Annotated in this window: 28 protein-coding genes; 19 read left to right on the forward strand and 9 right to left on the reverse strand. The window is 58.9% G+C overall.

Annotation, left to right across the window (positions count from 1 at the left end):
• Positions 1-114 precede the first annotated feature (114 nt).
• The 7 genes from AB4N53_RS13825 (at position 115) to AB4N53_RS13855 (ending at position 4,751) form a co-directional block, all read left to right on the forward strand.
• Entirely contained in the window at positions 115-684 is a 570-nt protein-coding gene (locus AB4N53_RS13825) for an Rnf-Nqr domain containing protein (RefSeq protein ID WP_460121140.1), read from the forward strand.
• Positions 681-1,685 carry an electron transport complex subunit RsxB gene (rsxB, locus tag AB4N53_RS13830; RefSeq protein ID WP_460121142.1) on the forward strand — a complete coding sequence of 335 codons (1,005 nt, stop codon included), beginning with the start codon at positions 681-683 and terminating at the stop codon, positions 1,683-1,685. Before AB4N53_RS13825 ends, rsxB begins: the two co-directional genes overlap by 4 nt.
• Positions 1,672-2,655, forward strand: a complete 984-nt coding sequence (locus tag AB4N53_RS13835; RefSeq protein WP_460121144.1) for an RnfABCDGE type electron transport complex subunit D — start codon at positions 1,672-1,674, stop codon at positions 2,653-2,655. The genes rsxB and AB4N53_RS13835 overlap by 14 nt, the downstream gene beginning before the upstream one ends.
• A complete protein-coding gene (locus tag AB4N53_RS13840) occupies positions 2,652-3,260 on the forward strand; it encodes an RnfABCDGE type electron transport complex subunit G (protein ID WP_460121146.1) in 609 nt (202 codons plus the stop codon). Before AB4N53_RS13835 ends, AB4N53_RS13840 begins: the two co-directional genes overlap by 4 nt.
• Positions 3,257-3,829 carry an Rnf-Nqr domain containing protein gene (locus tag AB4N53_RS13845; RefSeq protein WP_460121148.1) on the forward strand — a complete coding sequence of 191 codons (573 nt, stop codon included), beginning with the start codon at positions 3,257-3,259 and terminating at the stop codon, positions 3,827-3,829. Before AB4N53_RS13840 ends, AB4N53_RS13845 begins: the two co-directional genes overlap by 4 nt.
• Positions 3,826-4,464, forward strand: a complete 639-nt coding sequence (nth, locus tag AB4N53_RS13850) for an endonuclease III (protein WP_016773410.1) — start codon at positions 3,826-3,828, stop codon at positions 4,462-4,464. Before AB4N53_RS13845 ends, nth begins: the two co-directional genes overlap by 4 nt.
• 107 nt (positions 4,465-4,571) lie before the next feature.
• Entirely contained in the window at positions 4,572-4,751 is a 180-nt protein-coding gene (locus AB4N53_RS13855) for a PA3496 family putative envelope integrity protein (RefSeq protein WP_460121150.1), read from the forward strand.
• 88 nt (positions 4,752-4,839) lie between these two features.
• Here AB4N53_RS13855 and AB4N53_RS13860 read toward each other — a convergent pair whose 3' ends face one another.
• On the reverse strand, positions 4,840-5,466 hold the full coding sequence (locus AB4N53_RS13860) for a response regulator transcription factor (RefSeq protein ID WP_129997567.1): 627 nt from the start codon (positions 5,464-5,466) through the stop codon (positions 4,840-4,842).
• Positions 5,467-5,895: 429 nt separating this feature from the next.
• Between AB4N53_RS13860 and AB4N53_RS13865 the strand changes: the two genes are divergently transcribed.
• The gene (locus AB4N53_RS13865; protein WP_460121153.1) at positions 5,896-6,609 is read left to right on the forward strand and encodes a hypothetical protein; all 714 of its coding nucleotides are present in this window, start codon (positions 5,896-5,898) and stop codon (positions 6,607-6,609) included.
• 118 nt (positions 6,610-6,727) lie between these two features.
• Here the strand turns inward: AB4N53_RS13865 and AB4N53_RS13870 are convergent, their stop codons facing one another.
• Positions 6,728-7,945: an argininosuccinate synthase gene (locus AB4N53_RS13870; RefSeq protein WP_007953201.1), complete on the reverse strand. Its 1,218-nt coding sequence runs from the start codon at positions 7,943-7,945 to the stop codon at positions 6,728-6,730.
• A gap of 129 nt (positions 7,946-8,074) precedes the next feature.
• The gene (locus AB4N53_RS13875) at positions 8,075-8,989 is read right to left on the reverse strand and encodes a flagellar protein MotY (RefSeq protein WP_460121155.1); all 915 of its coding nucleotides are present in this window, start codon (positions 8,987-8,989) and stop codon (positions 8,075-8,077) included.
• A 160-nt stretch (positions 8,990-9,149) separates the two neighbouring features.
• Here AB4N53_RS13875 and pyrC point away from each other — a divergent pair, with 160 nt between their 5' ends.
• A complete protein-coding gene (gene pyrC / locus AB4N53_RS13880; protein WP_016773405.1) occupies positions 9,150-10,196 on the forward strand; it encodes a dihydroorotase in 1,047 nt (348 codons plus the stop codon).
• Positions 10,193-10,870: a ribonuclease T gene (rnt, locus tag AB4N53_RS13885; RefSeq protein ID WP_252868210.1), complete on the forward strand. Its 678-nt coding sequence runs from the start codon at positions 10,193-10,195 to the stop codon at positions 10,868-10,870. The genes pyrC and rnt overlap by 4 nt, the downstream gene beginning before the upstream one ends.
• 74 nt (positions 10,871-10,944) lie before the next feature.
• Here the strand turns inward: rnt and AB4N53_RS13890 are convergent, their stop codons facing one another.
• Positions 10,945-11,547: a peroxiredoxin gene (locus tag AB4N53_RS13890; protein ID WP_003227723.1), complete on the reverse strand. Its 603-nt coding sequence runs from the start codon at positions 11,545-11,547 to the stop codon at positions 10,945-10,947.
• A gap of 312 nt (positions 11,548-11,859) precedes the next feature.
• Here AB4N53_RS13890 and AB4N53_RS13895 point away from each other — a divergent pair, with 312 nt between their 5' ends.
• Positions 11,860-12,078 (forward strand): bacterioferritin-associated ferredoxin, encoded by a 219-nt coding sequence (locus tag AB4N53_RS13895; RefSeq protein WP_003227725.1) that lies wholly within the window; start codon positions 11,860-11,862, stop codon positions 12,076-12,078.
• A 200-nt stretch (positions 12,079-12,278) separates the two neighbouring features.
• The gene (bfr, locus tag AB4N53_RS13900) at positions 12,279-12,752 is read left to right on the forward strand and encodes a bacterioferritin (protein WP_042607368.1); all 474 of its coding nucleotides are present in this window, start codon (positions 12,279-12,281) and stop codon (positions 12,750-12,752) included.
• A 201-nt stretch (positions 12,753-12,953) separates the two neighbouring features.
• Here the strand turns inward: bfr and grxD are convergent, their stop codons facing one another.
• From grxD to AB4N53_RS13915, 3 genes are all read right to left on the reverse strand, one after another.
• Positions 12,954-13,295 carry a Grx4 family monothiol glutaredoxin gene (grxD, locus tag AB4N53_RS13905; protein WP_016773402.1) on the reverse strand — a complete coding sequence of 114 codons (342 nt, stop codon included), beginning with the start codon at positions 13,293-13,295 and terminating at the stop codon, positions 12,954-12,956.
• Between the two features lie 97 nt (positions 13,296-13,392).
• On the reverse strand, positions 13,393-15,498 hold the full coding sequence (locus AB4N53_RS13910) for a molybdopterin oxidoreductase family protein (RefSeq protein ID WP_460121158.1): 2,106 nt from the start codon (positions 15,496-15,498) through the stop codon (positions 13,393-13,395).
• Between the two features lie 135 nt (positions 15,499-15,633).
• The gene (locus AB4N53_RS13915; protein WP_041479870.1) at positions 15,634-15,924 is read right to left on the reverse strand and encodes a hypothetical protein; all 291 of its coding nucleotides are present in this window, start codon (positions 15,922-15,924) and stop codon (positions 15,634-15,636) included.
• 405 nt (positions 15,925-16,329) lie between these two features.
• Here AB4N53_RS13915 and argF point away from each other — a divergent pair, with 405 nt between their 5' ends.
• Both argF and AB4N53_RS13925 read left to right on the forward strand, forming a co-directional pair.
• The gene (gene argF / locus AB4N53_RS13920) at positions 16,330-17,250 is read left to right on the forward strand and encodes an ornithine carbamoyltransferase (protein ID WP_460121160.1); all 921 of its coding nucleotides are present in this window, start codon (positions 16,330-16,332) and stop codon (positions 17,248-17,250) included.
• The gene (locus AB4N53_RS13925; RefSeq protein ID WP_460121162.1) at positions 17,247-18,356 is read left to right on the forward strand and encodes an ABC transporter ATP-binding protein; all 1,110 of its coding nucleotides are present in this window, start codon (positions 17,247-17,249) and stop codon (positions 18,354-18,356) included. Before argF ends, AB4N53_RS13925 begins: the two co-directional genes overlap by 4 nt.
• Before the next feature lie 120 nt (positions 18,357-18,476).
• On the opposite strand, the gene AB4N53_RS13930 is transcribed toward AB4N53_RS13925, so the two are convergent.
• Both AB4N53_RS13930 and ybaK read right to left on the reverse strand, forming a co-directional pair.
• The gene (locus AB4N53_RS13930; protein ID WP_460121164.1) at positions 18,477-19,259 is read right to left on the reverse strand and encodes a PhzF family phenazine biosynthesis protein; all 783 of its coding nucleotides are present in this window, start codon (positions 19,257-19,259) and stop codon (positions 18,477-18,479) included.
• 99 nt (positions 19,260-19,358) lie between these two features.
• Complete coding sequence (gene ybaK / locus AB4N53_RS13935; RefSeq protein ID WP_460121166.1) at positions 19,359-19,829, reverse strand: Cys-tRNA(Pro) deacylase; 471 nt, start codon at positions 19,827-19,829, stop codon at positions 19,359-19,361.
• Between the two features lie 350 nt (positions 19,830-20,179).
• Between ybaK and AB4N53_RS13940 the strand changes: the two genes are divergently transcribed.
• The 5 genes from AB4N53_RS13940 (at position 20,180) to AB4N53_RS13960 (ending at position 26,514) form a co-directional block, all read left to right on the forward strand.
• A complete protein-coding gene (locus AB4N53_RS13940; RefSeq protein WP_460121168.1) occupies positions 20,180-21,031 on the forward strand; it encodes an MIP/aquaporin family protein in 852 nt (283 codons plus the stop codon).
• 77 nt (positions 21,032-21,108) lie between these two features.
• Positions 21,109-22,611 (forward strand): glycerol kinase GlpK, encoded by a 1,503-nt coding sequence (glpK, locus tag AB4N53_RS13945; RefSeq protein WP_024014162.1) that lies wholly within the window; start codon positions 21,109-21,111, stop codon positions 22,609-22,611.
• 95 nt (positions 22,612-22,706) lie between these two features.
• On the forward strand, positions 22,707-23,462 hold the full coding sequence (locus AB4N53_RS13950) for a DeoR/GlpR family transcriptional regulator (protein ID WP_007953179.1): 756 nt from the start codon (positions 22,707-22,709) through the stop codon (positions 23,460-23,462).
• Positions 23,463-23,706: 244 nt separating this feature from the next.
• On the forward strand, positions 23,707-25,242 hold the full coding sequence (gene glpD / locus AB4N53_RS13955; RefSeq protein ID WP_073473179.1) for a glycerol-3-phosphate dehydrogenase: 1,536 nt from the start codon (positions 23,707-23,709) through the stop codon (positions 25,240-25,242).
• 357 nt (positions 25,243-25,599) lie between these two features.
• Positions 25,600-26,514, forward strand: a complete 915-nt coding sequence (locus AB4N53_RS13960) for a glutamate/aspartate ABC transporter substrate-binding protein (protein ID WP_460121171.1) — start codon at positions 25,600-25,602, stop codon at positions 26,512-26,514.
• The last annotated feature ends 18 nt before the right edge of the window (positions 26,515-26,532 follow it).

Here is a 26,532-nt window from a genome sequence, read left to right on the forward strand (position 1 = left end):
GACATTGCCGTAAAACGATCCCACCGACGTGCTGTGCATGCCGGTGGGATTTTTCATATCTGGACCGATAGTGCCTAACCTTGAGAGACACCCGCCCGTTTCGCTGGCAGAACCATGACCGAACTCGTGTTAACGCTGATCAGTGCTGCGCTGCTCAACAACTTCGTGTTGCACTGGCCGCTCGGTGTCGCTCCGCTGCTGGCGGGCAGCCGACGCCAGGTGCACGCGCTGGGGTTGGCGACGCTGTGCCTGATGGTGATTGTTGGCGTCATCGGTCAGGCGATCTGGCATTGGTTGCTGGTGCCGTTGCAGCTTGAAGCGCTGCGCCTGTTTGTGTTTTTGCCGCTGAGTGTGTTGCTGATCACGCCGCTGCTGAAACTGCTGGCGCGCCGGTTGCCAGACTGGCCGTTCGACGGATTGTGGCCGCTGTTGCTCGGCAATGCCGGCGTACTCGGACTGGCGTTGATCAACGCGCAAAACGCTCAAGGCCTGTTGCAGGCAACAGCCTTGAGCCTCGGCGCAGGGTTGGGTTTCTGGCTGATACTGAGCGTATTCTGCGATCTGCGCGAGCGCACGGCCGACAACGATATTCCTCTGCCCTTTCGCGGCCTGCCGATCGATCTGATCAGCGCCGGACTGATCGCAGTGATTTTTCTCGGATTCAGTGGATTGATCAAAACATGAGTCTGCTTCAACGCATCGATGCCCTGCTGCCGCAGACCCAATGCGGCAAGTGTGGCCATCCCGGATGCAAACCGTATGCGCAAGGCATTGTTGACGGCGAGCCGATCAACCAATGCCCGCCGGGCGGCGAGGAAACCATCGCGGCCCTGGCCGAGCTGTTGAAAATACCGCTGCTGGAACTGGACATCAGCCGTGGCCCGGCACCACCGCAGGTCGCCTTCATCCGCGAGGCCGAATGCATCGGTTGCACCAAGTGCATCCAGGCCTGCCCGGTCGATGCCATCGTCGGCGCTGCAAAGCTCATGCACACCGTGCTGATCGACGAATGCACCGGTTGTGATCTATGCGTCGCGCCGTGCCCGGTCGACTGCATTGAAATGCATCCTTTGCCGGCGAACACTGTTGCTGTGGTTGGCGGCCTTGCGTTCGATCCTGAAGAGCAGCGCGCTCGTGCCGAAAAGCGTGACCACGCGCGCCAGCGTTTCGAGCGCCGCAACCATCGCTTGCTGCGTGAAGAACAGCAAAAGCAGGCTGAACGTGAAGCGCGAGCTGCGCGTGCGGCACAGCCGCAGGTCTCGACCGCCGACCCGGTGCAGGCTGCGCTGGAGCGGGTGCGTGCGCAAAAAGCCGCGAACGCCGATGCCGCGCTGAAGAAGGCCAAGGTTGATGTGGCGATGAGTCGTGCGCAACTGCACAAATCACTGAAAGCCTTCGGTCATCCGCCGACGTTCGAACAGCAATCGCAATTGATCGTCCTGCAGCAACAATTCGAAGCCGCCGAGCAAGCGTTGGCCAATCTGGAGAACAGCCAACCGGTTATGCCCCTCACCCCTGCCCCGAGCAACGACGCAGAGCTGAAACGGGCGAAGATCCAACTGGCCATGCGCCGCGCCGAGCTGAAAAAGGCTCAGGCGGCAGAGGCTGCACCGGAGCAGATCGCAGCATTGGAGCAAGCCGTGACTGACGCCGAGCGCCAGGTGCAAGATCATGTCGGCCCCTGACGCAGCGGACGATCGCCTGCAACAGGCGATGAATACCGTGCTGCTCGCGGCACTGCCGGGGCTGCTGGCAATGTTCTGGTTTTTTGGCTGGGGCGTATTGATCAACCTGTTGCTGGCGGTTGCCAGCGCTTTGCTCGTCGAAGCTGGCGTTGCCTGTCTGCGTCGGCAAGGCGTGCAACCGGCCTTGCGCGATGGCAGTGCGCTGGTCAGCGCGATTTTGCTGGCCGTTGCGCTACCGGCTTATTGCCCTTGGTGGCTGACGGTGATCGCGACTGCCTCGGGCTTGTTGTTCGGCAAGCACCTGTATGGCGGCGTCGGCAAAAACCCTTTCAATCCGGCGATGCTTGGCTTTGTCCTGAGTATGCTGCTGTTCCCCCAAGCGATGACCCACTGGCCAGGTCACGGGCTTGATTTCCTTTCGGCGCTGCAACAGGTTTTCAATCCGGCTCAGGCGCCGGACGCCTGGGTGCAGGCCACGGCGCTGGACAGTCTGCGCATCAATAAAAGCCTGACTGTGGACGAGTTGTTCGCCAGCAACCCGGCCTTCGGCCGTTTCGGCGGGCGCGGTGTGGAATGGGTGAACCTGGCATTTCTGCTCGGCGGTCTGTTGCTGTTGCAGCAGCGAATCTTCTCCTGGCACGCGCCGGTGGGCATGCTCGCCAGCCTGTTCGTCATCAGTCTGTTGGGCTGGAACGGCTCGGGCTCGGACTCCCATGGCTCGCCGTTGTTTCACCTGCTCAGCGGCGCGACCATGCTCGGTGCTTTTTTTATCGTCACCGAACCGGTGTCCGGCGCGAAAAGCGCCTTCGCCCGCCTGTTGTTCGGCGTTGGCGTCGGTCTGCTCACGTACTTGATCCGCACATGGGGCGGCTACCCGGACGGCGTTGCATTTGCGGTACTGCTGATGAATCTTATGGTGCCGGCACTGGAGCGCTTCGCCGCCAGCCGCCGGTCGAAGGTGAATGCGTGAACCGCTCAGCGAGTGTCGCGACGCTGGTGCTGCTGGCACTCGTTGGCGCGAGCGCGACATACCTGCTGCAGCGCAGCAATGCGCCGCGGATTGCCAGCGAGCAGCGCATGCTCGACAGCCGCAAATTGCTCGATGTCATGCCTGCCACGCTCTACGACAATCAGCCGCTGGAGCAACCGCTGACGCTCGCCGAGCCTGCTCTGCGCCATAGCACGCTGTCAGGCGGCTATCGCGCGACCCGCGACGGACAGACAGTCGCGGTGCTGTTGCGCAGTCGCAGCGAAGGTTACGCAGGTACTCTGGAACTGCTGATTGCCATTGATGCAAATGGCAAACTTCTGGGCGTGAAAACCCTGGAGCAGCGCGAAACGCCAGGATTGGGTGGTTACATCGGTGAATGGCCGAATGCCTGGCTTCAGGCCTTTATCGGCAAATCCCGTACTGAGCCGACAGACGCAGATTGGGCGCTGAAAAAGGATCAGGGACAGTTCGATCAAATCGCTGGCGCGACCATAACCTCCCGTGCCGCCATCAACGCGATTCATGACGCACTGCGTTACTTCGATGAGCATCGGGCGCTGCTGCTGTTGGGGACTGGCTCATGAAACGCACGATGAGTTTATTGATGCTGGTTCCCCTACTGGGCGCCACACCAACATTTAGCGCCGCACTGGGGATAACCTTGATGCTCGGCGCGGTGCTCGGCGTCTTTGCCGTCTGCATGTCGCCGCTGCGCGAGCGCCTGACGGGCACCCGTGCGCTGCTCGCCAGCCTGATACTTGCCGCGACGCTGACCAGTTGCGCGGATATTGTCGCGCAACGCTGGTTTTTGCCATGGCAGCAGACGTCTGAGCTCTACACAGGGCTGATCGCCTTGCACTGCGTGGTGCTTGAATACCACGGTGTCTTCCGCGAGCCCGTCGCTGTCAGTTTCAAACGCTGCGCCATGTTCGGCGCGCTCATGCTGGTGCTCGGCGGGCTGCGCGAAATCATCGGCCATGGCACCCTTGGCCGAGGGTTGTCGACACATTGGCAAGGTCTGGTTTTATTCCCCGAGGGCCTGCATCTGCTTACGCTGGTTCCCGGCGCTTTGGTTTTATCGGGTTTGCTTCTCGCCGCCGGTCAGGCGTGGACACGCCGCCACTCTGTCATCAAGGAAACGCATCGCCCATGAATGCTGCAAAACGTCTTGAGATATTTCGCCGACTGCACGAAGACAATCCCGAGCCGAAAACCGAACTGGCCTACTCTTCGCCGTTCGAGTTGCTGATTGCAGTGATTCTTTCGGCGCAGTCCACCGATGTCGGAGTCAACAAGGCGACCGCTAAACTTTTCCCCGTGGCCAATACACCCGCCGCCATTCATGCGCTGGGTGTCGAGGGGCTGTCCGAGTACATCAAGACCATCGGTTTGTACAACAGCAAGGCGAAAAACGTAATCGAAACCTGCCGTTTGCTGGTTGAACGCCACGGCGGCGAAGTTCCGCAGACTCGGGAAGAGCTGGAAGCCCTGCCCGGCGTCGGACGCAAGACCGCCAACGTGGTGCTCAATACCGCTTTCCGTCAATTGACCATGGCAGTCGACACGCACATTTTCCGCGTCAGCAATCGCACCGGCATCGCACCGGGGAAAAACGTGGTGGAAGTTGAAATGAAACTGATGAAGTTTGTACCGAAAGAATTCCTGCTCGACTCACATCACTGGCTGATTTTGCATGGCCGCTATGTTTGCCTGGCCCGCAAACCGCGCTGCGGCAGCTGCCGCATCGAAGACCTGTGCGAATACAAACATAAAACTTCTGACGATTGAGCCATCATCGGTTTTTTGCATCCATCGATTGAAAAAATCTTTTTTACCCGCCGCATTAATGTCGATATAAGGAGCGCCAAAGGCAGTCTTAGCCGGGAGTTGACTTCATGAGTACCGACAAAGAGCAACTGGATGTAGAGGAAGATTTTATTGCTGCCGAAGCCGATGAGGTCGAGCCGGTGGTTGAGGTGGCCAAAACCAACCTCAGCAAGCGTCGTACCATCGACAACCTGCTGGAGGAGCGCCGACTGCAACGGCAATTGGCCGATTATGACTATGACCTGTGATACCTGAAGGCCTCCCGATACGGAGGCTTTTCATTTTCTGCGGCAACTGAGTTTGATCGGCCCATGACGTTCTCAGCTGTCCAATCACTCAAACCAGACCATTGCGCTGCGCCAGCTCGATCAAATCAACCAGAGAGCGCGCATTGAGTTTCAACAACAGGCGAGTCTTGTAAGTGCTCACGGTCTTGTTGCTCAAGAACATGCCGTCGGCGATTTCCTTGTTGGTCTTGCCGCGAGCCAACTGTTGCAACACCATCATTTCCCGCCCGGACAGACGATCAACCATGTCCGCCTCACTCGCATTGCCCAGACTGGTCCGCACTGTATGCAGGGCCTGGTTGGGGAAATAGCTGTAGCCCGACAAAACTGCCTTGATCGCACTCAGCAGCTCGGTGAGATCCTGCTGCTTGCACACATAACCCGCTGCGCCCGATTGCATGCAACGCATCGAGAAATGTCCAGGAGCCTGGGACGTCAGGACCAGAACTTTAACCGGCATGGCGGTTGACGTCAGGCGCGCAATAACTTCCAGCCCGTCGAGTTTGGGTATTCCGATATCCAGAATGACAAGATCCGGCATTTGTTCGCGAGCAATTTGTAGTGCATCAACGCCATTATCCGTTTCTGCAATGACTTCGTAGCCATGCCGTTCCATCAGCATACGTACCGCAAGTCGAATGACGGGGTGGTCATCCACGATCAGCACTTTATTCATGGGCAAGTCCAGTTTTCGCTGTTCGAATTTTTAGAACACGCACGATATCCCAGTCACTTGCTGTAGCGCATAGCAACTTTTACACGCCCTTGCATCGAGAGACATTCCCTACAGGTATTGAGGATAATTCCCACAAATAGACCCCGCCACACCTACCGTAATAGCATTGCTTGCTTCAAGACCGCATCGATTTCCCTCTTAAATGCTTACGTGCCCTGCTCCGCGCCGAAGTCATCAGCAACGTGAACTTCCCCGGATTGCTCGTGCTGATTGCCGATTAGACATATGACGTAACGAAGCGGCAGCACCACGCATTCGACACATTCTCATCCAGCCTATAAAACTTGAAACAACAGTCGAAAACTTTAATGACCGCTTTTGCTATATATAGAAACAGTCAACATCAAACAAACAACATAGAACTTAATCATGCTCAAGATAAAGAACAAGATAACCAACCCAATGACAGTTATTGCCATATTTGCCATTCTTTCTGAAACATCAGCGGCGGTCTCGCTGCCGTTTCTTGATAATAAAGATCGGGAAATCTATGTGTGGTTTCTGATCAGCTTTCCCTTTTATTTGTTATTTCTTTTTTTCATCACGCTCAACTTCAATCACCGCTCCCTCTACTCACCCTCGGATTTTGGCAAAGACAAAAACTTCCTCAAGGCGACTGAACATCCGGAACGCGAGAGCGAACGAAAAGTACCGTTGCGCAAAACCGATGAACCGTGCGCTTTCGAGATAACCAGCTGCGTGGTATCCAGCAACATCGCGGGCGGCGGATTTCAGCGACCATGCAGGATCCACAACGCGCCCGACCCACCGCCCGACCTGGCGAGCCAGGCCAGCCCGGTGGTGCAGACGATCAAGCTGTCACCACTGATCAGCGAACTGAACATCATCGACGCCAGAGATGTTGACGCGTCCAGAGAATTCGATGCGATTCTCGACACTCTGCGCAGCGGTGGGAAAAAAAACCCGCGTGTTCTGGTCTTCCTGTCGAATCATGTTTCGGACTCTGCGGCACATACCGCGCTGCAACAGCTCAAACAGGCGAAGAAAAGCTCAGGTACAACGTTGTGTGTCGTTTACAACCTGTGCACTCAGACAGTCACCTTACTGGGGCGCACAAGCTGACGGGGCGACCCGCAAACAGGCAGACAAGAGAAACGGTTTGATGAACCACACAAAAATTCCGAAAAAAAAGGCGGCCCTGAACAGGCCGCCTTTTTCATTGCGCGTCGCTCCGAACCGCTCAGAACAACTTGCGGCCCTTGTTGGCAGCAATGCGCATGCGCAGCGCGTTGAGCTTGATAAAGCCCGCTGCGTCCGCCTGGTTGTAAGCGCCGCCGTCTTCTTCGAAGGTCGCGATATTGGCGTCGAACAACGAATCGTCGGACTTGCGCCCGGTCACGATCACATTGCCCTTGTACAGCTTGAGACGCACAACGCCGTTCACGTTGACCTGCGAAGCGTCGATCATCTGTTGCAGCATCAGGCGCTCCGGGCTCCACCAGTAACCGGTGTAGATCAGGCTGGCGTACTTGGGCATCAGCTCGTCTTTGAGGTGAGCGACTTCGCGGTCCAGAGTGATCGACTCGATGGCGCGGTGAGCGCGCAGCATGATGGTGCCGCCGGGGGTTTCGTAGCAGCCACGGGACTTCATGCCGACATAACGGTTTTCGACGATATCGAGACGACCGATGCCGTGCTCGCCGCCGATCTTGTTCAGCGTCGCCAGTACGGTGGCCGGAGTCATTTCGACGCCGTCCAGCGCGACGATGTCGCCGTTGCGGTAAGTCAGTTCCAGGTATTGCGGGGTATCGGGGGCCTTCTCCGGGGAGACGGTCCAGCGCCACATGTCTTCTTCGTGCTCGGTCCAGGTGTCTTCCAGCACGCCGCCTTCATAGGAGATGTGCAGCAGGTTGGCGTCCATCGAGTACGGGGATTTTTTCTTGCCGTGGCGTTCGATCGGGATCGCGTGCTTCTCGGCGTAGTCCATCAGCTTCTCGCGGGACAACAGGTCCCACTCGCGCCAAGGGGCGATCACTTTCACACCCGGCTTGAGCGCGTAGGCGCCCAGTTCGAAACGCACCTGGTCGTTGCCCTTGCCGGTGGCGCCATGGGAAATGGCGTCGGCGCCGGTTTCGTTGGCGATTTCGATCAGGCGCTTGGCGATCAGCGGACGGGCGATGGAAGTACCCAGCAGGTACTCGCCTTCGTAAACGGTATTGGCGCGGAACATCGGGAATACGAAATCACGCACGAACTCTTCGCGCAGGTCGTCGATGTAGATTTCTTTGACGCCCATGGCCTGAGCCTTGGCGCGGGCCGGCTCGACCTCTTCGCCTTGACCGAGATCGGCGGTGAAGGTCACCACTTCACAGTTATAAGTATCCTGCAGCCACTTGAGGATCACCGAAGTGTCCAGGCCGCCGGAATACGCCAGAACGACCTTGTTTACGTCCGCCATGCCATCACTCCACGGGGTTCTACGGAAAGCCGGGGAGTCTACCGCTCCAACGCGATAATTTACAGAGGCGCGACAGCTTAAGACGACAAAGCGACAGAACCTGTCGAGAGCGCGACGATGACCGGCGGGTCAGGAAGTCGCTGCGGCGGCGGCTGGCGTGCTCGCCTGCGGTGCTGGCGCAGGGGCGGCGGTCGGTGCCACACGTGACAGTTTCACGTTGACCCGGCGATTCTTCGCACGATTGGCCTTGCTGGTGTTAGGCACGATCGGATACTGCTCGCCGTGGAAACGCACAGTGATCTGCGATTCCTGGATGCCGTTGGCCTTGAAGAAATCGACTACCGCCAGCGCCCGACGCCGCGACAGTTCGCGGTTGGTCAGACGATTGCCGCTGTTGTCGGAATGGCCATCGAGCTCGATGTGGTTCACCGTCGGATCGGCCTTCATATAGTCGAGCATGACCTGCAGTTTGGCCTTGGCAGCCGGGTCCAGATCAATGCCTTCACCGGGAAAGCCGATCTGCGATTGCTTGATCTGGTCGAAATTCTGCGGCAGCAATTTTGCCACACAGGTTTGATAGTCATTGAACGCTTTGCTGAACTTGACCGGCAACAGACGCACTTCCGAGACTCGGCCATCGCCAGAAGCACGGCGTACTACCGGACTGCGACCATCCAGCAGGCCGCTGATCAATCCACCAGCCTGGGATTGCGAGCTGTTGAACAACACATTGCCGCTGCCCAGACGCACAGAGCCCAGATTGATGTCGCCGCGCCCCGGCTGCCACGGTGCAGCGGCGGCAAGCAAGGTCGCCGAACCGCCGCCGAGCATGGCGTTGTAGGCATTCAGGCGAAAGATCGCCTGCTCTCCGGCCTTGCGCACGAACTCGCCCGAGCCGAAATCGGTGATCGGTTGCGTCAGGCGGCACTCGAACTGGTCGCCGGCGACCGTCCACTCAATGTTCTCCAGACGGGTCTGGTAAGTCAGCGCCATCGCGGGAAGGCTGGCAAACACACTGAGCAGGGCTAAATAACGCTGGCGCACGGGAGGCTCCATTGGCTTGTGAAACACAAACACCGATTCACACAATGTTTACGGCATACCTTCGGGATATCGGACGCTTGGGGCAAAACTTGATAGCGGGTGCCTGCAAGAGTCTTTTCCGGTAGCATTCGCCTCAGTTTGACCCGCCTGGAATCCCCTCATGTCCGACCGCCTGACCCTGCTGCGTCCCGACGACTGGCACATTCATCTTCGCGATGGTGCCGTGTTGACCAATACCGTTGCCGATGTGGCCCGCACCTTCGGGCGCGCGATCATCATGCCGAACCTGGTACCGCCGGTGCGCAACGCCGCTGAAGCCGACGGCTATCGTCAGCGCATTCTCGCTGCCCGCCCGGCCGGCAGTCAGTTCGAACCGTTGATGGTGCTGTACCTCACCGACCGCACTCAACCGGAAGAAATTCGTCAGGCCAAGGCCAGCGGTTTCGTCTACGCCGCCAAGCTGTATCCGGCCGGCGCGACCACCAACTCCGATTCCGGCGTGACCAGCATCGACAAGATCTTCCCGGCGCTGGAAGCCATGGCCGAAGTCGGCATGCCGCTGTTGATCCACGGTGAGGTCACCCGTGGCGACGTCGATGTGTTCGACCGCGAAAAGATTTTCATCGACGAGCACATGCGCCGCGTGGTGGAGCGTTTCCCGACGCTGAAAGTGGTATTCGAACACATCACCACCGGCGACGCCGTGCAGTTCGTCAACGAGGCCTCGGCCAACGTTGGCGCGACCATCACCGCGCATCACCTGCTGTACAACCGCAACCACATGCTGGTGGGCGGGATTCGGCCGCACTTCTACTGCCTGCCGATCCTCAAGCGCAATACGCATCAGGAAGCCTTGCTCGACGCCGCCACCAGCGGCAGCGCCAAGTTCTTCCTCGGCACCGACTCGGCGCCCCACGCCCAGCATGCCAAGGAAGCGGCCTGCGGTTGCGCCGGTTGCTACACCGCTTACGCCGCCATCGAGATGTATGCCGAAGCGTTCGAGCAGCGTAACGCGCTGGACAAACTCGAAGCCTTCGCCAGCCTCAACGGCCCGCGCTTCTACGGCCTGCCGGCAAACACCGATCGCATCACCCTGGTTCGCGAAGAATGGACCGCCCCGACCAGTCTGCCATTTGGCGAGCTGACCGTTATCCCGCTGCGCGCTGGTGAAAAACTGCGCTGGCGCCTGCTGGAGGAACACGCGTGAGTGAAGAGCATTTCGACGATGAGCTGGACGGTCAAGGTGGCGGCGGCGGTTCCCGTCACCCCATGGCAGCGCGTTTTCGCGGCTACCTGCCGGTTGTCGTCGACGTAGAAACCGGTGGCTTCAACGCAGCCACCGATGCCTTGCTGGAGATTGCCGCGACCACCATCGCCATGGATGAAAAGGGTTTCGTCTACCCGGATCACACCTACTTCTTCCGCGTCGAGCCATTTGAAGGCGCCAACGTCGAAGCGGCAGCGCTGGAGTTCACCGGGATCAAGCTCGATCACCCGCTGCGCATGGCCGTCAGCGAAGAAACCGCGCTGACCGACATCTTCCGTGGCATCCGCAAGGCGCTGAAAGCCAACGGCTGCAAGCGGGCAATTCTGGTCGGGCACAACAGTAGTTTCGATCTGGGCTTTCTCAACGCAGCCGTTGCGCGCCTGGACATGAAGCGCAACCCGTTCCACCCTTTCTCCAGCTTCGACACCGCGACCCTGGCGGGTCTGGCGTACGGTCAGACCGTGCTGGCGAAAGCCTGTCAGGCGGCCGGCATCGATTTCGACGGTCGTGAAGCGCACTCGGCGCGTTACGACACCGAAAAGACCGCTGAGCTGTTCTGCGGCATCGTCAATCGCTGGAAGCAGATGGGCGGCTGGGAAGACTTCGACGACTGATCCTCGTCGAGCAAATCCCGCGCATGAAAAAACCGGCCACGTGGGCCGGTTTTTTTGTACCTCGACGTTGCGCCTTACAGGGCCGCAGCGTTCTCGGTCAGGTATGCAGCAACGCCTTCTGGCGAAGCGTTCATGCCTTTGTCGCCTTTCTTCCAGTTGGCCGGGCAGACTTCGCCGTGCTCTTCGTGGAATTGCAGCGCGTCGACCAGACGGATCAGCTCTTCCATGTTACGGCCCAGCGGCAGGTCGTTGATGATCTGCGAGCGAACCACGCCTTTGTCGTCGATCAGGAACGCGCCACGGAAAGCCACGCCGCCTTCGGATTCAACGTCGTACGCTTTGGCGATGTCGTGCTTCATGTCGGCAGCCATGGTGTATTTCACCTGGCCGATACCGCCATTGTTGACCGGGGTGTTGCGCCAGGCGTTGTGGGTGAAGTGCGAGTCGATCGACACAGCGATCACTTCAACGTTGCGCGCCTTGAAGTCAGCCATGCGGTTGTCCAGAGCGATCAGCTCGGACGGGCAGACGAAGGTGAAGTCCAGCGGGTAGAAGAACACCAGGCCGTATTTGCCTTTGATGGCCGAGGACAGGGTGAAGCTGTCAACGATCTCGCCATTGCCGAGTACGGCCGGGACGGTGAAGTCTGGGGCTTGTTTGCCTACGAGTACGCTCATTGATATCTCCTGGTGTAAAAACTTGAAGTTCAGGGTCCGGGCCAGCCTGTCACCCTCAGGCGACAGCCCTGTGACACGAACCCTCTTCGCAAGGGACGACCATCATACACTGCGTGTTTGGCCTGTCCGTAACGGATTTTCCCTGTTCGTTTGTCCACTGCGTATTCATGGGGTCAGACAAGCGTTTGGAAAATACCGTTCGTCAGTCGCTGGGAAATTGGCTGCGAAGCGTTCAGAAACCACTTTGACAATCATTCTCGTTAACATTAAGATCCATCGCAATTGAGTCACAACCAGCGACGGTTCTTACTTATGTATGTTTGCCTCTGCACTGGCGTCACCGACGGACAGATCCGCGAAGCGATCTATGAAGGTTGCTGCAGCTATAAAGAAGTTCGCCAGGCCACCGGCGTCGCCAGCCAGTGCGGCAAATGCGCCTGCCTTGCCAAGGAAGTGGTCCGCGAAACCCTGACCAAGCTGCAAACCGCCCAGGCTGCGATCCCCTACCCGGTAGAATTTACTGCCGCTTAATGCCCCCATTTCAAAGAACCGGACTAGATGTCCGGTTTTTTTATGCCTGAAAATCAATTGCTTAGCGTCCAGACGCGGAACACAAACATTCTTATTCCGATTAATTTTCATTTATTATTCAATAACTTAGGTTTGACACTTATAACTGCCAAGCTCAAACTCCGCCTTATATACGGTTAATACAGGGCAGGACTCCGATCATGAAAGGCGACATTACAGTCATCCAGCATCTCAACAAGATCCTCGCCAATGAGCTGGTCGCGATCAATCAGTACTTTCTGCATGCGCGCATGTACGAAGATTGGGGTCTGAACAAGCTCGGCAAGCACGAATACAAAGAATCCATCGACGAGATGAAACACGCGGACAAGCTGATCAAGCGCATCCTGTTCCTTGAAGGCCTGCCGAACGTGCAGGATCTGGGCAAGCTGCACATCGGCGAACACACCCGCGAAATGCTCGAGTGCGACCTGCGCATCGAAAAGACCGGCCATGCCGATCTGAAAGCCGCCATCGCTCATTGCGAGACCGTTGGCGACTTCGGTAGCCGTGAACTGCTCGAAGACATTCTCGAGTCGGAAGAAGAACACATCGACTGGCTGGAAACCCAGCTCGGCCTGATCGACAAGATCGGCCTGGAAAACTATCTGCAATCGCAGATGGGCGAAGAGTAGGAGCTGTCGAGTGAAACGAGGCTGCGATCTTTATCGATTTCAGCCTTGATACTCAGTCAACTCGTATAACCAACAAAAAGCCCCGCCCTCTTTCGAGATGCGGGGCTTTTTATTGGCTGAAGATCAGAAGATCGCAGCCTCGTTTCACTCGACAGCTCCTACAGGAGACGCGTCGCCGAGCGAAACTCTATGAACGTAGAATCAGGCTTCGGACTTGTTCGCCGCTGCCGCTTCGACAGCCGCCTTGATGGTGCTTTGCAGCGAACCGTCTGCAGCCATCTCGGTCATGATGTCGCTGCCGCCGACCAGTTCACCGCCAACCCACAGTTGCGGGAAAGTCGGCCAGTTGGCGTATTTTGGCAGGTTGGCGCGGATTTCCGGGTTCTGCAGGATGTCCACGTACGCGAACTTTTCACCACAGGCCATCACAGCCTGCGCAGCCTTTGCGGAGAAGCCGCACTGCGGGGCATTCGGCGAGCCTTTCATGTAAAGCAGAATGGTGTTGTTGGCAATCTGCTCTTTAATCGTTTCGATGATATCCATGGAGCACCTCGGCTGAACTTTCCGACTCAGAGGTCGGCACGGTGGCGCATTGTAACGGAATCCCGAGCGCCATGCTCGGTCTCCCCGACAGACCTGCTCAAGCCGCCGCGACCGTCACCGGCACTCCGTTCAACGCCGCATTGCCCGATAATTCGTCGAGCTGGCACTCGTCGGTCAGGTCGTTGGCGCTCGACCCCGGCTGGCCGCTGGCAATCGCCATCTGCACGCCCGGGCGCGCATGGCCCCAACCGTGGGGCAGGCTGACCACGCCTTTCATCATGTCGAGACTGGCGAGCACTTCCACCTCTATCTGCCCGACCCGCGAACTCACGCGAACCCGTTGCCCGTCAGCCAGACCACGACTGGCCAGGTCATCCGGATGCATCAGCAACTGATGCCGCGGCTTGCCCTTCACCAGTCGATGAAAGTTGTGCATCCATGAATTGTTGCTGCGCACATGGCGGCGGCCGATCATCAATAGTTCATCGGCAGCCGGCGCCTGCAATGCGGCGAAGCGTGCGAGGTCGGCGAGAATTTCCGGCGGTGCGGCCTGGATACGCTGATTCGGCGTTTTCAGGCGTGACGCCAGATTCGCCTTCAGCGCCCCCAGATCAATACCGTGCGGATGATCGAACAGGGTCGCCAGCGACAGTTTGTGCTCGGACGCATCGCCGTAGCGGCCCACGCGCAGGCCCATGTCGATCATCTTCGCCGGCGGCATCGTCGGTTTCAGTTCCTTGGCGGTTTTCTCGGCAAAGGCCTTGGCCAGCCCGACAAAGATTTCCCAGTCATGCAAGGCCCCCTCGGGTTTGGCGAGAATCGCGCGATTGAAGCGGGTGACGTTACGCACCGCAAACAGGTTGAAAGTGGTGTCGTAGTGATCGTTCTCCAGCGCCGAGGTCGACGGCAGGATCAGGTCGGCATAACGCGTGGTTTCGTTGATGTACAGGTCGATGCTGAGCATGAAGTCGAGGCCGTCCAGCGCCTGCTCCAACTGCCGGCCGTTGGGTGTCGACAACACCGGGTTGCCGGCCACGGTGATCAGCGCGCGGATCTGCCCCTCGCCTTCCGTGAGCATTTCTTCAGCGAGCGCTGAAACCGGCAACTCGCCACCGTATTCAGGACGCCCGGAAACCCGGCTCTGCCATTTGTTGAAATGCCCGCCCGAGGTTGACGCCACCAGGTCCACGGCTGGCTCGGTGCACAGTGCACCACCAACGCGGTCGAGATTGCCGGTGACCAGATTGATCAACTGCACCACCCAATGACAGAGGGTGCCGAAGGCCTGGGTCGAAACGCCCATGCGCCCGTAGCAGACCGCACTCGGTGCCGCAGCGAAGTCGCGCGCCAGTTGGCGAATCTGTTCGGCCGGCACCGCGCAAATCGGGCTCATGGCTTCGGCGCTAAACGCAGCCACAGCGTTGCGCACCTCGTCGAGGCCATCGACCGGCAAATGGCTGTCGCGGGTCAGGCCTTCGCTGAACAGCGTATTGAGCATGCCGAACAACAACGCCGCATCGCCGCCCGGGCGGACGAACACGTGCTGATCAGCCAGCGCTGCGGTTTCGCTGCGCCGCGGATCCACCACCACCACTTTGCCGCCGCGCGCCTGAATCGCCTTCAATCGCTTCTCGACATCCGGCACGGTCATGATGCTGCCATTGGACGCCAGCGGATTGCCGCCGAGGATCAGCATGAAATCGGTGTGATCGATGTCCGGAATCGGCAACAGCAAACCGTGGCCATACATCAGATAACTGCTGAGGTGGTGCGGCAGTTGATCGACCGATGTTGCCGAGTAGCGATTGCGGGTTTTCAACAAACCAAGGAAGTAATTGCTGTGGGTCATCAGGCCGTAGTTGTGCACGCTCGGATTGCCCTGATACACCGCAACGGCGTTCTGCCCGTGACGTTCCTGAATCGCCGCCAGTTTCTCGGCCACCAGCGCAAACGCCTCGCCCCATTCGATCGGCAGCCATTCGCTGCCGACCCGGCGCATTGGCTGACGCAGGCGGTCAGGATCATTCTGAATATCTTGCAGGGCCACGGCTTTCGGGCAGATATGACCACGACTGAAGGTATCGAGGGCATCACCCTTGATCGAGGTGATCGCAACCTGGCCATCGGTTTCAGTGGTTTCGATAGTCAGGCCGCAAATGGCTTCGCACAGGTGGCACGCACGGTGGTGAAGAGTCTTGGTCATGGCCAGTCTCTGTCTTGTTCGGGAGCAGGCAATCACGCCCGCGGGAACAAAACTATGGCCCGTGCACAGAAGCGGCGCCAGCGACGTTCGTCTTGTGAATCGACGGTTATCAGAGCAGCCGATAAACCGCCGCGATCAATTCGACGGCAACTGCGGCGGCGCAGCCAGCTGGATTTCCTGGATGGTTTCGATCTGCTCGTGGGCGACGTGCACGCCGGTAAGTTCGCCGATCAGACGCCAATGCTCATCGAGCCCGGCGCTGATGGTGGCCATGCGATCGATCATGTGTCGACCGGCGGATTTGACCACTTCGTCATCACTGCGCAGCAACTCGAAAGACATCGACGTAACTGACGCGGTGAGATGGGTCAGGGAGCGAGCCGTGTGGCCCAGCAGTTCCATTAACAGTTGTTCTTTCGATTCCATGCGGAGGCTTCCTGCGTCGCTCGAAACTTATTTATAACCCAGCACTTTGCTTTAGCAAATATTTCAGTCTAAACATCCGACCAAGCGAATCAGCGGCGCAGCGTTCGTAAACCGACCAGGACCGCTGCGTTGCCGTCGCGGCGCATTGCCAAGCGCGGCGGGGCCAGTGTACAAAGAGGCTCGCTGCTGCAATGAATCCGGCTTCAACATGCGTGATCGAAATGCTCGGTCCGCGCTCCGAATCCCGCTGAAACCGTAGCCTATTGGAAAAACGCGACATTTAGTGTCAATATCGCGCCTCCCCCTATTTCGTCGCCCCGTGCGGCTTACGCCGCAGGTCTCGCCCGTTGTTCCGTTAAACAAGGCTTTGAGCATCTGCGGTCTGTAGCAAAAAGGTAGTCAATGATGAGCGCAAGGCACTTTCTCTCCCTGATGGATTGCACGCCCGAAGAGCTGGTCAGCGTGATCCGTCGAGGCGTTGAGCTCAAGGACCTGCGTAACCGCGGCGTACTCTTCGAGCCTCTGAAAAACCGCGTGCTGGGGATGATCTTCGAGAAATCCTCGACCCGTACCCGGATCTCATTCGAGGCCGGCATGATCCAGCTCGGCGGCCAGGCAATTTTCCTGTCCCCGCGCGACACCCAACTGGGCCGTGGCGAGCCGATCAGCGATTGCGCCATCGTCATGTCGAGCATGCTCGATGCGGTGATGATCCGCACTTTCGCCCACAGCACCCTCACCGAATTCGCCGCCAACTCGCGCGTGCCGGTGATCAACGGCCTGTCCGATGATCTGCACCCGTGCCAGTTGCTCGCCGACATGCAGACCTTCCTCGAACACCGTGGCTCGATCCAGGGCAAGACCGTGGCCTGGATCGGCGACGGCAACAACATGTGCAACAGCTATATAGAAGCGGCGATCCAGTTCGACTTCCAATTGCGCGTTGCCTGCCCGCAAGGCTACGAGCCGAACCCGGAATTCGTCGCCCAGGCTGGCGGTCGCGTGACGATTGTCCGCGATCCGCAGGACGCCGTGCGTGGCGCGCATCTGGTCAGCACCGACGTCTGGACGTCGATGGGCCAGGAAGAGGAAACTGCCAAGCGCCTCAAGCTGTTCGCGCCGTTTCAGGTCAACCGTGCCCTGCTCGACCTCGCTGCCGAGGACGTGCTGTTCATGCACTGCCTGCCGGCGCACCGTGGCGAAGAAATCAGTCTCGACCTGCTCGATGACCCGCGCTCCGTCGCCTGGGATCAGGCAGAAAACCGTCTCCACGCACAGAAGGCCCTGCTCGAGTTCCTCGTCGAACCGGCATATCACCACGCATGAGCCATGAATTACTGCTGAACCTGCGCAACCTCGCTTGCGGCTATCAAGACCAACGCGTGGTGCAGAACCTCAATCTGCACCTCAACGCCGGCGACATCGGCTGCCTGCTCGGCTCGTCGGGCTGCGGCAAGACCACCACCCTGCGCGCCATCGCCGGTTTCGAACCGGTGCACGAAGGCGAAATCACCCTCGGTGGCGAAACCCTTTCCAGTGCCGGTTTCACCCTGGCGCCGGAGAAACGCCGGATCGGCATGGTGTTTCAGGACTACGCGCTGTTTCCGCACCTGAGCGTGGCCGACAACATCGCCTTCGGCATCCGCAAGCACCCGAACAAGGTGCGCGTGGTCGAAGAACTGCTGGAATTGGTCAACCTGAAAAACCTCGGCAAGCGCTTCCCCCACGAGCTGTCCGGCGGCCAACAACAGCGGGTCGCCCTCGCCCGTGCCCTGGCGCCGGAACCGCAGCTGCTGCTGCTCGACGAGCCATTCTCCAACCTCGATGGCGAGTTGCGCCGCAAGCTCAGCCATGAGGTACGCGACATCCTCAAGGCCCGTGGCACCAGTGCGATTCTGGTCACCCACGATCAGGAAGAAGCCTTCGCCGTCAGCGATCATGTCGGCGTCTTCAAGGAAGGTCGGCTGGAACAGTGGGACACGCCCTACAACCTCTATCACGAACCGGCGACGCCTTATGTCGCCAGTTTCATCGGTCAGGGTTATTTCATTCGCGGCCAGCTCGTCAGTCCGGAATCGGTGCAGACCGAGCTGGGTGAGCTGCGCGGTAATCGCGCCTACACCTGGCCAATCGGCGGCGCGGTGGATGTGCTGCTGCGTCCGGATGACATTGTTTACGCGCCGGACAGCGCATTACAGGCGCAGATTGTTGGCAAGACCTTCCTCGGTGCGGCGACCTTGTATCGCCTGCAACTGCCGACCGGCGCGCAGCTGGAATCGATCTTCCCCAGCCATGCCGATCATCTGATCGGGGCGCAAGTCGGGATTCGCGTAGCAGCGGATCACCTGGTGCTGTTCCAGGCTTCGGGCAGCACGGCGGCGCAGATACCGGCGGTGGAAAACGGCGTCCGCCGGTTCAGCACCAGCCTCTGATCGACGCGGGATCAAAATTGTGGGAGCGAGCCTGCTCGCGAATGCGGTGTTTCAGTCGCCGAAGATGTTGACTGAAAGACCGCTTTCGCGAGCAGGCTCGCTCCCACAGTTGGTTTTGCGTCAGCCTAAAAACAGGGTGCCGCTGGCCACCAGCGTCGCATGGCCGCCAATCTTCACCCGCTCCCCTTCCAGCCGACAGAACAACTCCCCGCCCCGCGCCGAGCGCTGGCACGCGCTCAGGTTCGACTTGCCCAGACGTTTGGCCCAGTAGGGAATCAGACTGCAATGCGTCGAACCGGTCACCGGGTCTTCATCGATGCCGATGGCCGGGGCGAAATAGCGCGAGACGAAGTCATGCCGGTTGCCACGCGCAGTGACAATGGCGCCCAGCCACGGCAATTTCGCCAGCGCTGCCATGTCCGGTTTACAGTCGAGCACCGCCTGTTCCGAATCCAGCACGACGAACAGTTCGTTGGAGCCGAGCACGTCGACAGCTTCAACGCCGAGCGCCCGCTCGACATCCAGCGTCACGCCGATTTCCGACGGCACGATGGTCGGAAAATCCAGCCACAAGCGGTCGCCTTCACGGCTGACACTCAGCGGGCCGGATTTGCAGATGAAGTCGATGCGCTCAGCACTTTCCTTATAGATTTCGAACAGTACGAACGCGCTGGCCAGGGTCGCATGCCCGCACAGCGGCACTTCAGTGGTCGGGGTGAACCAGCGGATATGCCAGGCCTGGCCTTCGCGCACCAGAAACGCGGTTTCCGCCAGATTGTGCTCGGCGGCGATTTTCTGCATCAAGTCATCGGCCAGCCAACTGTCGAGCCGATAGACCATCGCCGGGTTGCCACTGAATGGCCGATCACTGAACGCGTCAACCTGATGAAACGCAAGTTGCATGATTTTCTCCCTGAGTTGGTCGGCCGAGCATGCAGTGGCGGCCCCGATCTCTACCAGTGACAGAAGTGCATTTTTTTCTTCATACAGCCGATGGTGAAACTACGCGCGGCCGATATCGGCAAACTTCGCCTGAGTGTGCTCGGCCAGCACCGCCGGCGCCAATTCCACTTCAAGTCCTCGCCGCCCGGCACTCACATAAATAGTGGCGAACCCCTGAGCGGAATTGTCGATGAAGGTGCGCAGGCGTTTCTTCTGCCCGAGCGGGCTGATGCCGCCCAACAGGTAGCCGGTAGAACGTTGCGCGGCAGCCGGGTCAGCCATTTCGGCTTTCTTCACTCCGGCGGCGTGTGCCAGTCCCTTGAGATCGAGCGTTCCGACGACCGGCACGACGGCCACCAGCAGTTCGCCTTTTTCACTGGCGGCCAGCAAGGTTTTGAACACCTGCGCCGGTTCGAGCGCGAGCTTCTCCGCTGCCTCCAACCCGTAGGACGCGGCCTTCGGATCATGTTCGTAACTGTGCACGCGATGTTCGGCACGAACTTTTTTCAACAAGTCCAACGCTGGGGTCATGGCAGCTCCGGGTTCGGCAATCTTTGAAAAACCTGCGGCCGATTCTAGGTCATCGCTGGGCAAAAGGCTCTATTCCAAGCCGCGAATCCCGTGGGTTCGCGCTGCATTCAAGCTGATCACCGCGCTGATCATTCACACGGCGAATAGTTTTATTGTGACCGACGGTTCACTTTCGACCTTTGACAGGTTTGTTTCTTGTCTATATTTTTTCGAATCTGAATAATGTAAGAATCATGCTCCGCGCAGTACCCAGCAGTAACCCGGGAACCGAATGGGGATTCCGACCCGGTGAAGATCGCGCCCTGCTCCGTTGGCAAGGCGCTACACAAGAAAAAGAACCGAGGTTTTCAATGACAGTTGCTCTACCGCAACCATCGCTTTCCGGCCAATGCATGGCCGAATTCCTGGGCACTGCCCTTCTGATCTTCTTCGGCACCGGTTGTGTCGCCGCACTCAAAGTCGCGGGCGCCAGCTTCGGCCTGTGGGAAATCAGCATCATCTGGGGCGTCGGCGTGAGCATGGCGATCTACCTCACCGCCGGGGTTTCCGGCGCGCACCTGAACCCGGCCGTGAGCATTGCTCTGGCAATCTTCGCTGACTTCGAAAAGCGCAAACTGCCGTTCTACATCCTTTCGCAAATTGCCGGCGCCTTCTGCGGCGCGTTGCTGGTCTACACGCTCTACAGCAATCTGTTCTTCGATTACGAACAAACCCATCAGATGGTTCGTGGCTCGGCCGCCAGCCTGGAATTGGCCTCGGTGTTCTCCACCTACCCGAACCCAGTGCTGTCGACGGCCCAGGCATTCCTCGTCGAGATGATCATCACCGCAATCCTGATGGGCGTGATCATGGCCCTGACCGATGACAACAACGGCCTGCCACGCGGCCCGATGGCACCGCTGCTGATCGGTCTGCTGATTGCCGTGATCGGCAGTGCGATGGGGCCGCTGACCGGATTCGCGATGAACCCGGCGCGTGACTTCGGTCCGAAACTGATGACTTTCTTTACCGGTTGGGGTGAAATTTCCTTCACCGGTGGTCGTGATATTCCGTATTTCCTGATTCCGATTTTTGCACCGATTGTCGGTGCCTGCCTCGGCGCCGCCGGGTATCGCGGGCTGATTGCCCGTCACCTGACCGGCGCCACACCTGCTACAAAGGATGCAGAACCGGCCATTGACGGCAAACCAAGAACTTCTTGAAACAGTCGGCGCCGGCTCCTGCCCATCCGAGCCTGCGCCACGGCCCACTCTCCCTTATTTCGTCCAAGGCAATCGACATGACCGACATTCAGAACAAGAACTACATCATTGCCCTTGATCAGGGTACGACCAGCTCTCGCGCGATCATCTTCGACCGCGATGCGAACGTGGTCTGCACCGCGCAGCGCGAATTCGTTCAGCACTATCCGCAGGCCGGTTGGGTCGAGCATGACCCGATGGAAATTTTCGCCACCCAGAGCGCGGTGATGGTTGAAGCGCTGGCACAGGCCGGCCTGCATCATGACCAGGTCGCCGCCATCGGTATCACCAACCAACGTGAAACTACTGTGGTCTGGGACAAGACCACTGGCCGCCCGGTGTATAACGCGATCGTCTGGCAGTGCCGCCGCAGCACCGAGATCTGCCAGCAGCTCAAGCGCGATGGCCACGAAGACTACATCCGCGACACCACCGGCCTGGTCACCGACCCGTACTTCTCCGGCACCAAACTCAAGTGGATCCTCGACAACGTCGAAGGCAGCCGCGAGCGTGCGCGCAACGGCGAGCTGCTGTTCGGCACCGTCGATAGCTGGCTGATCTGGAAATTCACCGGCGGCAAGGTGCACGTCACCGACTACACCAACGCCTCGCGCACCATGCTCTTCAATATCCATTCGCTGGAGTGGGATTCGAAGATGCTGGAGATCCTCGATATCCCGCGCGAGATGCTCCCGGAAGTCAAAGCCTCCTCGGAGATCTACGGTCGCACCAAGAGCGGCATCGCCATCGGCGGTATCGCCGGTGACCAGCAAGCGGCGCTGTTCGGCCAGATGTGCGTCGAGCCGGGCCAGGCGAAAAACACTTACGGCACCGGTTGCTTCCTGCTGATGAACACCGGCGACAAAGCGGTGAAATCCCAGCACGGCATGCTTACCACCATCGCTTGCGGCCCACGCGGCGAAGTTGCCTATGCACTCGAAGGTGCAGTGTTCAACGGCGGCTCGACCGTGCAATGGCTGCGCGATGAACTGAAAATCGTCAACGACGCCCATGACACCGAATACTTTGCCAACAAGGTCAAGGACAGCAACGGCGTGTACCTGGTGCCGGCGTTCACCGGTCTCGGCGCACCGTACTGGGATCCGTACGCCCGTGGTGCGCTGTTCGGCCTGACGCGCGGCGTGCGCGTCGATCACATCATCCGCGCCGCGCTGGAGTCGATCGCCTACCAGACCCGCGACGTGCTTGACGCCATGCAGCAGGACTCCGGCGAACGCCTCAAAGCTCTGCGTGTGGACGGCGGCGCAGTGGCGAACAACTTCCTGATGCAGTTCCAGGCCGACATTCTCGGCACCCAGGTCGAACGTCCGCAAATGCGCGAAACCACTGCACTGGGCGCGGCTTATCTGGCCGGTCTGGCCTGCGGTTTCTGGGGCAGCCTGGAAGAACTGCGCGGCAAAGCTGTGATCGAGCGCGAATTCGAACCGAGCCTTGACGAAACCGAGAAAGAGAAACTGTACAAAGGCTGGAAAAAAGCCGTCAGCCGCACCCGTGACTGGGCGCGTGAGGACGCTGAATGAGCCAGGCTGAGGACTGACTAAAGCTGGAAACTGGTCGGGAGCAGATTCCTGCGGCATCATGGGCAAATTTTGCACGGCAGCCCAAAGGAAGCCCCATGAATCTGCCTCCCCGTCAGCAGCAAATCCTCGAGCTGGTTCGCGAACGCGGCTATGTGAGCATCGAGGAAATGGCCACGCTGTTCGTTGTCACCCCGCAAACCATTCGCCGCGACATCAATCAGCTCGCGGAAGCCAATCTGCTGCGTCGCTACCATGGAGGCGCCGCGTACGATTCCAGTGTCGAAAATACCGCGTATGCGATGCGCGCCGATCAAATGCGCGACGAAAAGCAACGCATCGGTGAAGCCATTGCCGCACAGATCCCCGATCACGCCTCGCTGTTCATCAATATCGGTACCACCACCGAATCGATCGCCCGCGCCCTGCTCAATCACAGTCACCTGAAAATCATCACCAACAACCTGCACGTCGCCTCGATGCTCAGTGCCAAGGATGATTTCGATGTGCTGCTGACCGGCGGCAACGTGCGCCGCGACGGCGGTGTGGTCGGTCAGGCGAGTGTGGACTTCATCAACCAGTTCAAGGTCGATTTCGCCTTGGTCGGGATCAGCGGGATCGATGAGGACGGCAGCCTGCTCGACTTCGATTATCAGGAAGTACGAGTGAGCCAGGCGATCATTGCCAACGCACGGCAGGTGATTCTCGCGGCGGACTCGAGCAAGTTCGGGCGTAACGCGATGATTCGACTGGGGCCGATCAGCCTGATTGATTGCCTGGTCACCGATCAGCAGCCGGTACCGGCGTTGGCGCAGTTGTTGAGTCAGCACAAGATTCGTCTGGAAGTCGTTTAACCCGCAAGATCAAAAGATCGCAGCCTTCGGCAGCTCCTACAATGGGTTCACTCAACCTGTGGGAGCTGCCAAAGGCTGCGATCTTTTGTTTTTAATGTTCGAAAATTTTCTTTTAATCGCCCTTCGATGAGTTTTTTCAATCGAACGCGACTGGCTGCGCGCGTGTTTATGGGCTACCATTTTCGCAAATGAACATTAATGTTCGATTTCCAAGACATAAAATCAAAAGAACCGAGGCCAGCCGATGTCCACCTCTACCTTGCGTACTCCCCCTCTCTCCGAGATCTATGACGTTGCCGTAATTGGCGGCGGGATCAACGGCGTCGGGATCGCAGCGGATGCCGCCGGTCGCGGTCTTTCGGTGTTCCTTTGCGAAAAAGACGACCTCGCCAGCCACACCTCGTCGGCCAGCAGCAAGCTGATCCACGGTGGCCTGCGCTACCTGGAACATTACGAATTCCGTCTGGTGCGTGAAGCGCTGGCCGAGCGCGAAGTGCTGCTGGCCAAGGCGCCGCACATTGTCAAACCGATGCGTTTCGTCCTGCCACACCGCCCGCACCTGCGTCCGGCGTGGATGATTCGTGCCGGCCTGTTCCTTTACGACAACCTCGGCAAGCGCGAAAAACTGCCGGGTTCGAAAAGCCTGAAGTTCGGTGCCGACAGCGCGCTGAAAAGCGAAATCAAGAAAGGCTTCGAATACTCCGACTGCTGGGTCGATGACGCGCGCCTCGTGGTCTTGAACGCCATGGCCGCCCGCGAAAAAGGCGCGCATGTGCACACCCAGACCCGCTGTGTCAGTGCCCGCCGCACCAAAGGCTTGTGGCATCTGCACCTGGAGCGCGCCGACGGCAGCCTGTTTTCGATCACCGCCAAAGCCCTGGTCAACGCCGCCGGCCCGTGGGTCGCCAAGTTCATCCGTGACGACCTGAAGATGGAATCGCCTTACGGCATTCGCCTGATTCAGGGCAGCCACATCATCGTGCCGAAACTGTACGAAGGCGAGCACGCGCACATTCTGCAAAACGAAGATCAGCGCATCGTCTTCACCATTCCGTACCTGAACCACTTCACCCTGATCGGCACCACCGACCGCGAGTACACCGGCGACCCGGCGAAAGTAGCGATCACCGAAGGCGAAACCGATTACGTGCTGAAAGTGGTCAACGCCCACTTCAAGAAGCAGCTCAGCCGCGAAGACATCCTGCACAGCTACTCCGGCGTTCGCCCGCTTTGCAACGACGAATCCGACAACCCGTCTGCGGTCACCCGCGATTACACCCTGGCGCTGTCGGGCAGTGCTGAAGAAGCGCCGTTGCTGTCGGTGTTCGGTGGCAAGCTGACCACTTACCGCAAACTCGCCGAGTCAGCGATGGCGCAGCTGATGCCGTTCTTCACCCAGATGCGCCCGAGCTGGACCGCGACCGCCACCCTGCCCGGCGGTGAAGACATGACCACGCCAGAGGCGCTAAGCGCGCGAATCCGCGACAAATTCGACTTCGTGCCGACTGAAATCGCCCGGCGCTGGGCCGTCACCTACGGCAGCCGCACCTGGCGCATGCTCGAAGGTGTGGAATCCCTGGCCGACATGGGAGAGCACATCGGCGGCGGGCTCTACACCCGCGAAGTCGATTACCTGTGCAGCGAAGAGTGGGCCACTACGGCGCACGACATCCTGTGGCGTCGCACCAAGCTTGGTTTGTTCACCACGGCGGAGGAGCAACAGAAGCTCGCGACGTACTTGGGCAAGGTTGAACAAAACCGGAAGATCGAGGCCGCTTGATCTCACCGTTCAAATGAAAGCCCCTGAATCGAGAGATTCAGGGGCTTTTTTGTACCTCCGGCAATAGCCTGTCCATTGTGAGAGTGAACCAGCAAGGAATTCATTCGGTTTTCCGAACGCGACTCCACGGTCGATTCGGTTAACCGGATCACATCCTCGACGAATTACCGCCAAAAAACTTTAATAACGTTATAAAACAAGCAGTTAACTTACTGCCACTGGTCTGGCACGAGTCATGCTCTACACTCTCTCGACGAATGCCTGCTGTGCCGACACTTCAGGAGCCGTCAGGCATTCGAAGCACAAAAAGGGCCGACAAACTGGCTCCATAAAAAAAACAATGTCGAGGAAAATTTGATGCGCATCGTTCCCCATATCCTGAGCGCAGCCATTGCTGCCGCTCTGATCAGCACGCCAGTTTTCGCCGCCGAGCTCACCGGCACCCTGAAGAAGATCAAAGAGTCCGGTGTCATCACCCTGGGCCACCGTGACGCCTCCATTCCGTTCTCCTACATCGCTGATGCGTCCGGCAAGCCGGTCGGCTACTCGCACGATATCCAGCTGGCCATCGTCGAAGCGATCAAGAAAGACCTCGACCTGCCGAACCTGCAAGTCAAATACAACCTCGTAACCTCGCAGACCCGCATCCCGCTGGTGCAGAACGGCACCGTGGACGTCGAGTGCGGTTCAACCACCAACAACGTCGAGCGTCAGCAGCAGGTCGACTTCTCCGTTGGTATTTTCGAAATCGGTACCCGTCTGCTGTCCAAGAAAGACTCCAAGTACAAGGATTTCGACGATCTGAAAGGCAAGAACGTCGTAACCACCGCCGGTACCACCTCCGAGCGCATCCTCAAGGCGATGAATGCCGACAAGCAGATGGGCATGAACGTCATCTCCGCCAAAGACCACGGCGAATCCTTCCAGATGCTGGAATCGGGCCGCGCCGTTGCCTTCATGATGGACGACGCGCTGCTGGCCGGCGAAGCCGCCAAGGCCAAGAAAGCTGCCGATTGGGAAGTGACCGGCACGCCACAGTCGTACGAAATCTACGGCTGCATGATGCGCAAAGGCGACGAGCCGTTCAAAAAGGCTGTGGATGACGCGATCAAGGCCACCTACGCTTCGGGCGCGATCAACAAGATCTACGAGAAGTGGTTCATGCAGCCGATTCCGCCAAAAGGCCTGAACCTGAACTTCCCGATGAGCGACGAGCTCAAGAATCTGATCGCCAATCCGACCGACAAAGCGGCTGACGACAAGAAGTCCTGATTTTCTGACTAACCTTAT

Source organism: Pseudomonas sp. H3_E04 (assembly GCF_054668915.1).